At 67.9% G+C, this 12,125-nt stretch carries 13 protein-coding genes and 1 pseudogene; 5 read left to right on the top strand and 9 right to left on the bottom strand.

The features are described 5' to 3' along the window. Positions 1-13: 13 nt before the first annotated feature. The 4 genes from QZ749_RS09755 to tyrS all read right to left on the bottom strand — a co-directional run bounded on the left by QZ749_RS09755 (position 14) and on the right by tyrS (position 3,215). Positions 14-706 carry a histidine phosphatase family protein gene (locus QZ749_RS09755; RefSeq protein ID WP_296945957.1) on the bottom strand — a complete coding sequence of 231 codons (693 nt, stop codon included), beginning with the start codon at positions 704-706 and terminating at the stop codon, positions 14-16. A 44-nt stretch (positions 707-750) separates the two neighbouring features. Continuing rightward, positions 751-1,425, bottom strand: coding sequence for a YbhB/YbcL family Raf kinase inhibitor-like protein (locus QZ749_RS09750; RefSeq protein WP_296945955.1), 675 nt, complete (start codon positions 1,423-1,425; stop codon positions 751-753). Positions 1,426-1,491: 66 nt separating this feature from the next. Continuing rightward, positions 1,492-1,950 carry a D-aminoacyl-tRNA deacylase gene (gene dtd / locus QZ749_RS09745; RefSeq protein ID WP_296945953.1) on the bottom strand — a complete coding sequence of 153 codons (459 nt, stop codon included), beginning with the start codon at positions 1,948-1,950 and terminating at the stop codon, positions 1,492-1,494. Next, positions 1,947-3,215: a tyrosine--tRNA ligase gene (gene tyrS / locus QZ749_RS09740; protein WP_296945951.1), complete on the bottom strand. Its 1,269-nt coding sequence runs from the start codon at positions 3,213-3,215 to the stop codon at positions 1,947-1,949. The genes dtd and tyrS overlap by 4 nt, the downstream gene beginning before the upstream one ends. 169 nt (positions 3,216-3,384) lie before the next feature. Between tyrS and QZ749_RS09735 the strand changes: the two genes are divergently transcribed. The 3 genes from QZ749_RS09735 to QZ749_RS09725 all read left to right on the top strand — a co-directional run bounded on the left by QZ749_RS09735 (position 3,385) and on the right by QZ749_RS09725 (position 6,688). Further along, on the top strand, positions 3,385-4,746 hold the full coding sequence (locus tag QZ749_RS09735; protein WP_296945948.1) for a peptidoglycan DD-metalloendopeptidase family protein: 1,362 nt from the start codon (positions 3,385-3,387) through the stop codon (positions 4,744-4,746). A gap of 110 nt (positions 4,747-4,856) precedes the next feature. Then, positions 4,857-5,957 (top strand): anhydro-N-acetylmuramic acid kinase, encoded by a 1,101-nt coding sequence (locus QZ749_RS09730; protein ID WP_296945946.1) that lies wholly within the window; start codon positions 4,857-4,859, stop codon positions 5,955-5,957. 95 nt (positions 5,958-6,052) lie between these two features. After that, a complete protein-coding gene (locus QZ749_RS09725) occupies positions 6,053-6,688 on the top strand; it encodes an NAD(P)H-dependent oxidoreductase (protein ID WP_296945943.1) in 636 nt (211 codons plus the stop codon). 117 nt (positions 6,689-6,805) lie between these two features. Here QZ749_RS09725 and erpA read toward each other — a convergent pair whose 3' ends face one another. The 4 genes from erpA to QZ749_RS09705 form a co-directional block, all read right to left on the bottom strand. Continuing rightward, the gene (gene erpA, locus QZ749_RS09720) at positions 6,806-7,177 is read right to left on the bottom strand and encodes an iron-sulfur cluster insertion protein ErpA (protein WP_296945940.1); all 372 of its coding nucleotides are present in this window, start codon (positions 7,175-7,177) and stop codon (positions 6,806-6,808) included. A gap of 55 nt (positions 7,178-7,232) precedes the next feature. Next, on the bottom strand, positions 7,233-7,643 hold the full coding sequence (locus tag QZ749_RS09715; RefSeq protein ID WP_296945937.1) for a polymer-forming cytoskeletal protein: 411 nt from the start codon (positions 7,641-7,643) through the stop codon (positions 7,233-7,235). A 169-nt stretch (positions 7,644-7,812) separates the two neighbouring features. Next, positions 7,813-8,850, bottom strand: coding sequence for an N-acetyl-gamma-glutamyl-phosphate reductase (argC, locus tag QZ749_RS09710; RefSeq protein WP_296945935.1), 1,038 nt, complete (start codon positions 8,848-8,850; stop codon positions 7,813-7,815). A gap of 61 nt (positions 8,851-8,911) precedes the next feature. Then, positions 8,912-9,844 (bottom strand): LysR substrate-binding domain-containing protein, encoded by a 933-nt coding sequence (locus tag QZ749_RS09705; protein ID WP_296945933.1) that lies wholly within the window; start codon positions 9,842-9,844, stop codon positions 8,912-8,914. Between the two features lie 81 nt (positions 9,845-9,925). Here QZ749_RS09705 and QZ749_RS09700 point away from each other — a divergent pair, with 81 nt between their 5' ends. Beyond that, positions 9,926-11,152: an MFS transporter gene (locus QZ749_RS09700; protein ID WP_296945930.1), complete on the top strand. Its 1,227-nt coding sequence runs from the start codon at positions 9,926-9,928 to the stop codon at positions 11,150-11,152. Next, positions 11,152-11,913, top strand: a complete 762-nt coding sequence (locus QZ749_RS09695; RefSeq protein ID WP_296947134.1) for an SDR family oxidoreductase — start codon at positions 11,152-11,154, stop codon at positions 11,911-11,913. The genes QZ749_RS09700 and QZ749_RS09695 overlap by 1 nt, the downstream gene beginning before the upstream one ends. 30 nt (positions 11,914-11,943) lie before the next feature. Here the strand turns inward: QZ749_RS09695 and QZ749_RS25605 are convergent. Then, positions 11,944-12,125: pseudogene (locus tag QZ749_RS25605) on the bottom strand (hypothetical protein); the annotation flags it as partial.

Genomic DNA, 12,125 nt, shown 5'->3' with positions numbered 1-12,125 from the left:
CAATCCAGGCCGCTCAGGGCAGTTCGTCCAGCACCACCGGACGCAAGTGTTCGACCTCGCCCCAGCTGCACAGTTCGAGCAGTCCGCTTGAGGGGTGATAACGGAAGCGGTTGATGCTGGCGTTATAGACCTTGAAGTCGCGCGGCGTTTCCAGCGGCAGGCCGCGCGCCAGCCGGTAGGCGCACTCGAGCACGCCGCCGTGGGCGACCAGGGCCAGCGTCCGGCCCGGATGCGCCGCGGCCAGCCGCAGGATGGCGCCGGTGGCGCGCGCGAAGAAGGCGCGGAAGGTTTCGGCGCGGTTGCGGCCCTCGGACAGGCGGGCGTCGACGTCGCGCGCCTGCCAGGCCGCGAATTCGGCCGGGAAGCGCTGCTCGATCTCGCTGTACAGCAGGCCCTCGAAGCCGCCGTAGCCGCGCTCGCGCAGCGCCTCGTCCTGCTGCACGACCAGGCCCCTGGCGGCGGCCAGCGCCTGCGCGGTCTGGCGCGCGCGCATCAGGTCGCTGGACACGACCGCGTCGACGGTTTGCGCCGCGAGCGCCCCCGCCAGCAGCGCGGCCTGGCGTTCGCCTTCGGGATTGAGGGGGATGTCGAGGTGGCCCTGCAGCCGGCGTTCGGCGTTCCAGGCCGTTTCGCCGTGGCGGATCAGGAGGAGGTCGGTGGCGGCGGCCGGGTCGGCCGGGACTGCGTTCGGGTTCGGTGTCGTCATGCGTATCGGCGCCCTGCTGGGCCGGGCGCCCGTTGGAGTGGGGTTCAGGATGGCTGGCCGACCAGGTCGGGCGTGGCGCCGGGATTGAGCGAATACACGCCGTAGATGCTGGCTTCGTCCAGGATGTGGCCGGTGATGGCCAGGCGCACCTCCCTGCCGGTGAAGCGGCCGTCCAGCGGCAGGCGCGGGATGTCGAGGGCGTACAGCGTGAAGACGTAGGTGTGCACGCGCTCGTCGTTCCATGGCGGACAGGGGCCGTCGTAGCCGTAGTACTCCCCCACCATGTCGGGGTCGCCCGCGAACCAGCCCGTGTAGTCGTTGATGCCGTGGCGCAGCTGGTGCTCGGTGCCATTGCGGATGGTGAACGGCACCAGCGGCCCGCTCTTGCCGCCGGGCGTGACCATGTCCGAGAACAGGCCTTCGGCGAAGGATTTCAGGCAGACCGGGATGTCCACCAGCGACCAGTGGTAGAAGTCGGTGCGCGGCAAGGCGTCCGGCACGGTGCGGCCGGCGCGGTTGACGTCGCTGCCGTCGGTGGGCGCGTCGAGGTCGTGCACCAGCAAGGCCAGCGACTGGGTGCCGGCCGGCACGTCGTCCCAGGCGATGTGCGGGCTGCGGTTGCTGGCCAGCCGCACGTGCGCGGCGGGATCGGCCTCGGCCAGCGCGCAGCGTGGCGGGATCATCCCGCCTTCGGTAAAGGAATCGCTCCAGATTTTCATGATCGTGCCTCCCCCATCCCGGGTTCAAGCCGTATGACCCGCGCCGGCCTGCGCGGTTTCATGGATTCAGCCCGACACCCTGGGTGGATCAATCCGCAGCCAGAACGTCACGGGACCGTCGTTGACCAGCGCCACCTGCATGTCGGCGCCGAAGCGGCCGGTCGCGACGCTGCCGTGCAGCGCGCGCGCATGGCGCACCGCGTGGTCGAACAGGCGCCGCCCGTCTTCCGGGGCGGCGGCCGGCGAGAACGACGGCCGCGTGCCGGACCGGGTATCGGCCGCCAGCGTGAACTGCGGCACCAGCAGCAGGCCGCCCTCGACGTCGCGCACGCTGCGGTTCATCTTGCCCGCCGCGTCCGCGAACACGCGGTAGCCGAGCAGCCGGGCCACCAGCGCCTCGGCCTCGCGTTCGGTATCGCCCTTCTCGGCGCACACCAGCACCATCAGGCCGCGCCCGATGGCGCCGACGACCTCGCCGTCGACGGTGACGCTGGCCTGCGCCGCGCGCTGCAGCAGGCCGATCATGCCGTCAGCGTCACGCGCGCGAACTTGCGCTTGCCGACCTGCAGCACGAAGGTGCCGGCCTGGACCTGCAGCGCCTTGTCGGACACGACCGTGCCGTCGATGCGCACGCCGCCCTGGTCGACCATGCGCATGGCCTCCGAGCTGGAGGCGCACAGGCCGGCCTGGCGCAGCAGCTGCGCCAGGCCCAGCGGGGCGCCGGCGACCGCCACTTCCGGCACGTCGTCCGGGATGCCGCCCCTGGAGCGGTTGACGAAGTCGGCCAGCGCATCCTCGGCCGCCTGCTGCGAGTGGAAGCGCGCCACGATCTCCTGGGCCAGCGCGACCTTGGCGTCGCGCGGGTTGCGGCCGCCCTCGACCTCGGCCCTGAGCTGCGCCAGTTCCTGCAGCGAGCGGAACGACAGCAGGTCGTAGTACTTCCACATCATCGTGTCGGAGATGCTCATCAGCTTGCCGAACATGGTGTTGGCCGGCTCCGTGATGCCGATGTAGTTGTTCTTCGACTTCGACATCTTCTCGACGCCGTCCAGGCCCTCGAGCAGCGGCATGGTCAGGATGCACTGCGGTTCCTGGCCGTAGTCTTTTTGCAACTCGCGGCCCACCAGCAGGTTGAATTTTTGATCCGTTCCACCTAGCTCAAGATCGGCTTTCAAAGCCACCGAATCGTAGCCCTGCATCAAAGGATAAAGGAACTCATGCACCGAGATCGGCGTCCCACTCTTGTAGCGCTTGGTGAAATCGTCGCGTTCCATCATTCGCGCCACGGTGTAGCGCGACGCCAGCTGGATCATGCCGCGCGCGCCCAGCGGGTCGCACCACTCCGAGTTGTAGCGGATCTCGGTGCGCTGCGCGTCCAGCACCAGCGATGCCTGCTTGAAGTACGTCATCGCATTCGTCTCGATCTGCTCGCGGGTCAGCGGCGGACGGGTGACGTTGCGGCCCGACGGGTCGCCGATCATCGACGTGAAGTCGCCGATCAAGAAGATCACCTGGTGCCCCAGGTCCTGCAACTGGCGCAGCTTGTTCAGCACCACGGTGTGGCCGAGGTGCAGGTCGGGCGCGGTCGGGTCCAGGCCCAGCTTGATGCGCAGCGGCGTGCCGGTCCGTTCGGAACGGGCCAGTTTCTGGGCGAATTCGGCTTCGATGAGCAGCTCGTCGACGCCGCGCTTGGTGATGGCGAGCGCTTCCTGGACGGCGTCGCTCAGCGGAAGGGTCGTCCCGGTAACAGTTGTCGTTTGTGCATTACCAGAAGAGTCTGCGGAAGTCATAAAAATCTTGTAGGAGAAGGACTAAAACGGTTGTAGGACCCGGTATTAGGATATAATTCGCGATCCCGTCAATCTTGCTGCATGAAAAGTTTTACCGACAACAAGAAGCAAAATAATAATAAAGAGGTGTTGGTCTAGGCTGTTCAAGCGGTAAATTTTAACTGATTGCATGAACCCTATACAGAAAATCACCGGCAAGCGCTGGTTTGGCCTGGCTGACACGAGCCGCAAAACCCGCATCATCGCCGGCGGCGCTGCGGCCCTGACCCTGTGTGCTTTCGGCGCGACCGCAGTCGCCCCGATCGCACCCGACGCCTCCGACCTCCCGGTCAAGTCGATCTCCCAGGACCTGCAACTGCCGAACCTGGCCGACCAGATCGCCGCCCTCCAGCAAGCCGACCAGCAATTCATCCACGAAGAACGCATCCGCCCGGGCGACTCCCTGGGTTCCGTGTTCAACCGCCTCGGCATCGAGGACCAGCAGGCGCAGGCCTTCGTCCGCTCGAACAAGCTGGCCCGCAGCATCCTGTCGCTCAAGACCGGCAAGCGCCTGCAGGCCGAGACCGACGAGAACGGCCTGCTGCTGACGCTGCGCGCCACCGTCGCCGTCAAGCCGGACGAGTTCAAGACCATCACCGTCAGCCGCAAGGGCGAGAAATTCGTCGCCGACGAAGCCCCGGCCAAGCTGGAGCGCCGCGTCGAGATGCGTTCGCGCGAAATCTCCACCTCGCTGTACGCCGCCACCGACAGCAATACCGACGGCGCCCAGATCCCGGATTCGATCGTGGGCCAGATCGTCGAGATGTTCTCGACCAATATCGACTTCCGCGGCGACCTGAAGCGCGGCGACCGTTTCAACGTCGTCTACGAAACCTTCTGGCTCGACGGCGAGCAGGTCAAGACCGGCCGCATCCTGGCAGGCGAATTCATCAACCGTGGCGTGGCCTACCAGTCGGTGTGGTACGAGGATCCGATCACCAAGCAGGGCGGCTACTACAGCCTGGACGGCAAGGCGCTGAAGAAGGCGTTCCTGAAGTCGCCGGTGGCCTTCAACCGCATCTCCTCGGGCTTCTCGATGCGCGTGCACCCGATCTCGGGCGTCTGGAAAGCGCACAAGGGCGTCGACTTCGCCGCCCCGACCGGCACCCCGATCCGCGCCGCCGCCGACGGCACCGTCGATTTCGCCGGCTCCTCGAACGGCTACGGCAACCTGGTCGTCCTCAAGCACTGGTCGAACTACAGCACCGCCTACGGCCACATGAGCCGCTTCGCGTCCGGCCTGCGCCGCGGCCAGAAGGTCAGCCAGGGCGACCTGATCGGCTACGTCGGCACCACCGGCTGGTCGACCGGCCCGCACCTGCACTATGAATTCCGCATCGGCGGCCAGGCCACCGACCCGATGAAACTGAAGAACCTGGTGCAGCAACCGCTGTCGAGCGGCGAACTGTCGCGCTTCCGCACCGCCGCCGCCGACATGTCGCACCGCTTCTCGCTGCTGACCCCGGCCGGCAACGCGATGGCCGCGCGCTGATCGAACGCAAGCAGTACGACGGCGCCCCGCACCGCATGCCAGCCATGCCGTGCGGGGCGTCGTGCTTTGCGCCCTCCCTTTTTGCTTCTTATCGCTGATCGAGTTCCCCCATGGCCGCTTCCACCCTCTACATCGGCTTGATGTCCGGCACCAGCCTGGACGGCGTCGACGGCGTGCTGGCCGATTTTTCCGGCCGCGGCATGCGCACGCTGGACGCCGCCTTCACGCCCTTCCCCGCCGACCTGCGCGCCGAGCTGATGGCGCTGCAGGCCGCCACCGATAACGAACTCGAGCGCGAAGCGCTGGCCGCCAACGCGCTGGCGCGCTGCTATGCCGACTGCGTGCGCCAGCTGCTGGACAAGGCACCCGGCCCGGTGCGCGCCGTCGCGGTGCACGGCCAGACGATCCGCCACCGCCCCGAGCTCGGCTTCACGCGCCAGACCAACAACCCGGCCCTGCTGGCGGAATTGACCGGCGTGGACGTCATCGCCGACTTCCGCAGCCGCGACATCGCCGCCGGCGGCCAGGGCGCGCCGCTGGTGCCGGCCTTCCACGAGGCGCGCTTCGGCAAGCGCGGCCAGGTGCGCGTGGTGGTGAACATCGGCGGCATCGGCAACATCAGCGTGCTGCACGGCGACGGCCGCGTGGGCGGCTACGATACCGGTCCGGGCAATGTCTTGATGGACCTGTGGATCGGACGCCACCAGGGCAAGGCCTACGATGCCGACGGCGCCTGGGCGGGCAGCGGCCGCGTCGTTCCCGCCCTGCTGGCGGACCTGCTCGACGAACCCTTCTTCCGCCAGCCGCCGCCCAAGAGCACGGGGCGCGACCTGTTCCACGCACACTGGCTCGACGCCAAGCTGGCGCGCCATCCGGGCCTGGCCCCGGCCGACGTGCAGGCCACGCTGACGCAATTGACGGCCACCTCCATCGCCGATGCGATCCGCCAGGCGACCGGCGGCCAGGCCCCGCATGCCGTCTACGTGTGCGGCGGCGGCGCCTACAACGGCGTGCTGCTGCGCGCGATCGCGCAGGCGCTCGGGGGCGTCAAGGTGGCGTCGACGGAAGCGCTGGGCGTGGCGCCGAACCGCGTCGAGGCGCTGGCGTTCGCCTGGCTCGGCTACCGCTTCCTGCGGCGCCAGCCGGGCAACCTGCCCGCCGTGACGGGCGCGGCCGGGCTGCGCGTGCTGGGGGCGCTGTATCCGGCCTGAGGCCGACCGCCCCGGGCCGGCGATTCCGGCCCCTCGCCAGCAGGATTCTCGCCAGAAAAATATAATGTCCTCCTCTACCCACCGAGGACACCGCAATGGAATTACTGAACAAGCTGCAATGGCGCTACGCGACGAAAGCCATGGACCCGTCGCAACAGGTCGCGCAGGACAAGATCGACCGCATCATCGAAGCCGCCCGCCTGGCGCCGACCTCGTCCGGCCTGCAGCCGTATGAAATCCTGGTCGTCAACAATCCGGCGCTGCGCGCGCAGATCCGCGAAGTCGCCTGGAACCAGGCGCAGGTGACGGACGCGTCGCACCTGCTGGTGTTCGCCGCGTGGGACGACTACACGGCCGAGCGCATCAACCACATGTTCGACCTGACCAACGACGTGCGCGGCTTCCGCAACGAAGGCTGGGAAGCGTACCGCCAGAAACTGCTGGGCATGTATCCGGGCCGCGATCCGCAGGTCAATTTCGAGCATGCGGCGCGCCAGGCCTACATCGGCTTCGGCGCGGCGGTCATCGCGGCGGCGTTCGAGGAAGTGGACGCCACGCCGATGGAAGGCTTCGACCCGGACGCCGTCGACGCGATCCTGGGCCTGCGCGCGCGCCACCTGCGCAGCGTCGTGATGCTGCCGCTGGGCTACCGCAAGGCGGACCAGGACTGGCTGGTGAACCTGCCGAAGGTGCGCCGCCCGCGCGAGCAGTTCGTCACCGAAGTGAACTGATCCGGCCATGCCGCCCGTCACGCGGGCGGCCGCCAGGTGACGGGCCGCAAAACACAAGGCCGCCACGACGATGTCGTGGCGGCCTTGTCTTGTTGCGCGCCGCGGACAGGCGCGGTATTACGCCGAGAACGAGGAACCGCAGCCGCAGGTCGAGGTGGCGTTCGGGTTCTTGATCACGAACTGGGCGCCTTCGAGGTCGTCCTTGTAGTCGATCTCGGCGCCGACCAGGTACTGGTAGCTCATCGAGTCGATCAGCAGCTGGACGCCGTTTTTTTCCATCGTGGTGTCGTCGTCGTTCACGATTTCGTCGAAGGTGAAGCCGTACTGGAAGCCCGAGCAGCCGCCGCCCTGCACGAAGACGCGCAGTTTCAGGTCGGGATTGCCCTCCTCCTCGATCAGCTGGGCGACTTTCTGCGCGGCGCTGTCGGTGAAGACGATCGGGGTCGGGATGGTGTCTTGCGCAACTTGTGCGTCGGCGACTGCGTTCATGGATAAACTCCTGATTGAATTACGGATTTCGTCCATTATAGACCGTTGGCGCAAGTCATGCTGGCGCCCCTGCGGGCGCCACGCCGAGGTGGAAAACGGGTCCCTCGGCCACCAGGTCGGGCTGGTGGGTCAGCTTGCCCGTGACCAGCGCGCCGCCGTGCATTTCCAGCAGGCGGTAATGGACATCACCATGTATGCGGCCTTTCGGCTGCAATTCAAGCAGTTCCGTGCAATACACGGTCCCGGCGATGGACCCGTTCACCACCAGGTTGGCGCAGCGCACCTCGCCCTCGATGCGCGCATGCTCCGATACGATCAGCACACTGTCGCCGGCATCCCCGGCCAGCACGTTGCCGTGCACCTCCCCATCGATGCGCAGGCCCCCGGTAAATACCAGGTCTCCTTCGATGCGCGCCGAGATACCGATCAGGCTATCGATTTCGCTTTTTGCGTTACGACCGAACATGGCAGGCTCCCGGACGAAAAATGGTCAGGCAAGAATTAGACATCGGTCAATTTACCTTGCTCAACACTTACGGCCTTGATCTGCATCTTGTCGTTAAACCTTGCCAAAAAACACGCGCGGCGGCCTCCCGGGAGGAAGGCCGCCGCGCGCGGGTAGTGTTGCGGACGGGTTACGGCAGCAGGGCGATCTGCTTCAGGCCGGTGCTTTCCGGCAAGCCGAACATCAGGTTCATGCACTGCACGGCCTGGCCCGACGCGCCCTTGACCAGGTTGTCCTGCACGACCAGGATCACGACGGTATTGCCGTTGTCCGGGCGGTGCAGCGCGATGCGCAGCATGTTCGAGCCGCGCGTCGAGCGGGTTTCCGGATGCGAGGCGAACGGCATCACGTCGACGAATTCCGCATCGCGGTACTGGTCTTCGAACAGTTGCTGCAGTTCCTCGTTGCCGATGTCCTTGTTCAGGCGCGCGTACAGCGTCGAATGCATGCCGCGGATCATCGGCACCAGGTGCGGCGTGAAGATCAGGCCGACCTTGTCTTGCGTGAAACGCTGCAGCTGGGCCGCCGTTTCCGGGGTGTGGCGGTGGCCGTGCACGCCGTAGGCCTTGAAGTTGTCGCTGGCTTCCGAGAACAGCGTACCGATCTCGGCCTTGCGGCCGGCGCCCGAGACGCCCGACTTGCTGTCGGCGATCAGGTTGCCCGCGTCGACGATGCCGGCCTTGAGCAGCGGGTAGAAGCCCAGCTGCATCGTGGTCGGGTAGCATCCCGGGTTGGCGATCAGGCGCGCGGCCTTGATCTCCTCGCGGTTCAGCTCGGGCAGGCCGTAGACGGCTTCTTCGAGCAGCTGCGGCGCGGTATGCGGGATCTTGTACCACTTCTCGAACGTGGCCTGGTCCTTCAGGCGGAAGTCGGCGGCCAGGTCGATCACCTTGACGCCGGCGGCGAGCAGCTCGGGCGCCTGGGCCATCGCGACGCCGTGCGGGGTGGCGAAGAACACCACGTCGCACTGCTTCAGGTCGGCCTTGTCCGGGCTCGAGAACGCGATGTCGACATGGCCGCGCAGCGACGGGAACATGTCGGCGACGGGCAGGCCGTCTTCCTTGCGCGACGTAATGGCGGTCAGCTCCGTCTCCGGATGGGCGGCCAACAAACGCAGCAGTTCCACGCCCGTGTAACCGGTGCCGCCAACGATGCCAACTTTGATCATGTCTATTCCTTCTCGGTAAAAAAGAGTCGTTCCCGTACGAGCTCGCAATTCTAGCAGGCCGCTATGGCTTGTGCTGCATCGCACTGGCGGGCACGGCGCCGCCGGCGCGCGACGCCTCGCCGGCCAGCCAGTCGACGAAGCCCGACAGCAGGCGCGCGGGATCGGCCTGGCGCGGGTGGAGCGCGATATAGCCGGTCCTGGGCACGCGCAGCTCCGGCAGCGGCATCATCAGGTTCCCGCGCGCGATGTCGATCTCCAGCAAGGGCAAGGGACCGATGCCGATGCCAAGCCCGTCCGCCACCGCCTGCCGGGTCACGAAGAAATGGTCGAAGGTCTGGCGCGGCCGGCCCGCGAGGTGCTGCAGTCCGGCCGCCGCCAGCCAGTTGTCCCAGTCGCCGATCCGGGTCTCGCTGGCGAGCCAGGCATGCCCGTCGACGTCGGCCGGCACGCGGATCGGCCGCCGGGAAAACAGGTCCGGACTCATGATCACGGTGTCGACGTCGTCCAGCAGCGGCACGACGTGGTGCTGCGGCCAGAGATCCTGGCGCGCGACGCCGCGCCGGATCGCCACGTCGACGCCGCCGCGCAGGTCTTCCACCAGCGATGACACCGTCGTGACGACGACCTCGACGTCCGGATGGGCGGCGTGGTAGCGGGGCAGCCGGGGAATCAGCCAGCGCATCGCCAGCGTGGTCGGCGCGCTCACCCGCAGGATGCGGCGCACGCCGGGCCGGCCGTAGGCATCGGCGGCAAGCGCCAGCCGGTCGAGGGACAGGCCCACTTCCGCGGCAAACACGCGCGCCATCGGCGTGGCGACCATGCGCCGCCCCTCTTTCGTGAACAGCGCGTGGCCCAGCCAGTGCTCGAGCGTGGCGATCTGCTGGCCGACGGCGCCCGGGGTCACGCCGAGCTGCAGTGCGGCGTCGGCATGGCTGCCGGTGCGGACGGCGGCTTCGAATGCCCGCAGGGCATTCAGCGGGGGAAGGCGGCGCATGGCATCTCCATAGAAAATCTATCCAATATGGGAAAGAATTTCTCGATTGTATAAATTTTCTATCCTATCTACGATGGGAGCATGACAACATCGACCACGCCCCACGCGTCGCCGGCGGCGGCGTCCGCCCCCGCCCCTGCCCCTGCCCCGGCGCCGGCACCGGCGCCGGCAGCGCGCAGCCTGCTGGCGGCATGCCTGGCCCATGCGCTCCATGACGGCTACACGGATGGCCTGTATGCCTTCCTGCCGGTATGGCAGGCGCAGTTTGGCCTGTCGTATGCGGGGCTGGCGCTGGTGCGCGCCCTCTACTATGGAACGATGGGCGGCTTGCAGATCCCGGCCGACCGCGTGCTGCGCGACTGGTCGCCGCGCGCGGCGCTGATGCTGTCCACCCTGCTGGCGGCGGCGGGCCTGCTATTGATGGCGCTGCCGCTCGGTTTCGCCGGCCTGTGCGCCGGGCTCGTCGTCGCGGGCATCGGTTCCAGCATCCAGCATCCGCGCGGCTCCATGCTGGTCACCGATACCTACGGCGCGGCGGCGCGCCGGCCGCTGGGCATCTACAATTTTTCCGGCGACCTCGGGAAAGCCGCGCTGCCGGCGCTGGTCGCGCTGCTGCTGCCGCTGGTCGCATGGCGCCCCGTGCTGGGGCTGATGGTCCTGCTCGGCCTCGCCGTCCTGGCCGTGCTGGCGACGATGGCGCCCGGCGCGCCCGCCGCGCGCGTCGCGCCAGGACAGCGCCCCGCGGGCCGGGGCCGGGGCGGCTTCGGCATCCTGACGACGATCGGCGCGCTCGATACCGCGACACGCATGGGCTACCTGCTGTTCCTGCCCTTCCTGGTCCATGCCCGCGGCGGCGGCTCGCCGACGGTGGGGCTGGCGCTGGCCCTGCTGTTCCTCGGCGGCGCCTTCGGCAAGTTCACCTTCGGCTGGCTCGGCGAACGGCTGGGTGTGGTACGCTGCGTGATGCTGAGCGAGGCCGTCACGGCCCTGCTGATCGTCGCCACGCTGTTCACGCCACTGACGGCGACCCTGCTGCTGCTGCCGCTGCTGGGCACGTTTCTCAACGGTACCTCTTCGATCCTGTACGGTACGGTTCCGGAACTGTCCCGCGGAGATACCGGCCGCAGCTTTGCCATCTTCTACACGAGCGTCATCGGCGCCGGCGGTGTCGCCCCGATCCTCTACGGCGCGCTCGCCGACCGCAGCAGCCAGGCCGTGGCGCTGCTGGCCACGGCGGCGACGGCGGCCGCCATCCTGCCGCTGGTGCGCGCGCTCGGCCCCCATGTAAACGACAAGGAGGATCCATGATGCAAACAGGTTTGGACAGGCCCGTGATATTGATCACGGGCGGCGGCCGCGGCATCGGCGCCGCCACCGCCCGGCTGGCGGCCCGCCAGGGCTATGACGTGGCCATCAGCTTCGTCTCGAACGACGCCGCGGCGCAGGCCGTGGCGGCCGACGTCGAAGCGGCCGGCGGCCGCGCCCTGGCCGTCCGGGCCGACAGCGCCGATGCCGCGCAGGTCGCCAGGCTGTTCGACGACATCGACCGGGCATTCGGCCGCATCGACGTCCTGGTCAACAATGCCGCGATCATCGCGACGCAATCGCGCCTGGAAGATCTGGGGGTCGAGCGGATGCAGCGGATCTTCGCGGTCAATGCGATCGGTCCCATGCTGTGCGCGCAGCAGGCGGCCAGGCGCATGTCGCAGCGGCACGGCGGACGGGGCGGCGCCATCGTCAACGTGTCGTCGGTGGCGGCCCGGCTCGGCAGTCCGAACGAGTACGTGGACTATGCAGCGTCGAAAGGCGCCCTCGAAACCTTCACGATCGGCTTCGCCAAGGAAGTGGCGCGCGAAGGGATCCGGGTCAACGGCGTGCGCCCGGGACACATCTATACCGACATGCACGCCAGCGGCGGCGAGCCGGGGCGGGTGGACCGCATCCGGGACAGCATCCCGATGGGCCGTGGCGGCCAGCCGGAGGAAGTGGCGAGGGCGATCCTGTGGCTGGCGGGTCCGGAGGCGTCGTTCGTCACCGGCACCTTCCTCGACGCCACCGGCGGCAAGTAGATCGCCTCCATGAAAAAGGCGCTGTTCGCGTTAATTGCGTCTCCTGTCCAGCCGCTTGCCGAACTGGACCGCTGCCCGCAAGAGCAGCGCCGGCGTCGTCAGCCGCTTGTCGTCCAGTATCCGCTGCCAGCCCGAGTAGTCGATCAGGTAGCGGCTGGCCACGCCGCGAAAGCGCAGCAGCCAGGTCTTGAAGCGACTGTGCCAGCCGTTCA

It is taken from the genome of uncultured Massilia sp., assembly GCF_913773735.1.
Classification (GTDB): Bacteria; Pseudomonadota; Gammaproteobacteria; order Burkholderiales; family Burkholderiaceae_D; genus Telluria.
The sequence above is the reverse complement of the archived record's forward strand: the minus strand, read 5'-3'. Positions and strand labels throughout refer to the sequence as shown.

What these genes read in the sequence shown, in the direction of transcription:
- QZ749_RS09755 (WP_296945957.1), bottom strand. Translation starts at nt 706, where the DNA reads ATGACGACACCGAACCCGAACGCAGTCCCGGCCGACCCGGCCGCCGCC.
- QZ749_RS09750 (WP_296945955.1), bottom strand. Translation starts at nt 1,425, where the DNA reads ATGAAAATCTGGAGCGATTCCTTTACCGAAGGCGGGATGATCCCGCCA.
- dtd (WP_296945953.1), bottom strand. Translation starts at nt 1,950, where the DNA reads ATGATCGGCCTGCTGCAGCGCGCGGCGCAGGCCAGCGTCACCGTCGAC.
- tyrS (WP_296945951.1), bottom strand. Translation starts at nt 3,215, where the DNA reads ATGACTTCCGCAGACTCTTCTGGTAATGCACAAACGACAACTGTTACC.
- QZ749_RS09735 (WP_296945948.1), top strand. Translation starts at nt 3,385, where the DNA reads ATGAACCCTATACAGAAAATCACCGGCAAGCGCTGGTTTGGCCTGGCT.
- QZ749_RS09730 (WP_296945946.1), top strand. Translation starts at nt 4,857, where the DNA reads ATGGCCGCTTCCACCCTCTACATCGGCTTGATGTCCGGCACCAGCCTG.
- QZ749_RS09725 (WP_296945943.1), top strand. Translation starts at nt 6,053, where the DNA reads ATGGAATTACTGAACAAGCTGCAATGGCGCTACGCGACGAAAGCCATG.
- erpA (WP_296945940.1), bottom strand. Translation starts at nt 7,177, where the DNA reads ATGAACGCAGTCGCCGACGCACAAGTTGCGCAAGACACCATCCCGACC.
- QZ749_RS09715 (WP_296945937.1), bottom strand. Translation starts at nt 7,643, where the DNA reads ATGTTCGGTCGTAACGCAAAAAGCGAAATCGATAGCCTGATCGGTATC.
- argC (WP_296945935.1), bottom strand. Translation starts at nt 8,850, where the DNA reads ATGATCAAAGTTGGCATCGTTGGCGGCACCGGTTACACGGGCGTGGAA.
- QZ749_RS09705 (WP_296945933.1), bottom strand. Translation starts at nt 9,844, where the DNA reads ATGCGCCGCCTTCCCCCGCTGAATGCCCTGCGGGCATTCGAAGCCGCC.
- QZ749_RS09700 (WP_296945930.1), top strand. Translation starts at nt 9,926, where the DNA reads ATGACAACATCGACCACGCCCCACGCGTCGCCGGCGGCGGCGTCCGCC.
- QZ749_RS09695 (WP_296947134.1), top strand. Translation starts at nt 11,152, where the DNA reads ATGCAAACAGGTTTGGACAGGCCCGTGATATTGATCACGGGCGGCGGC.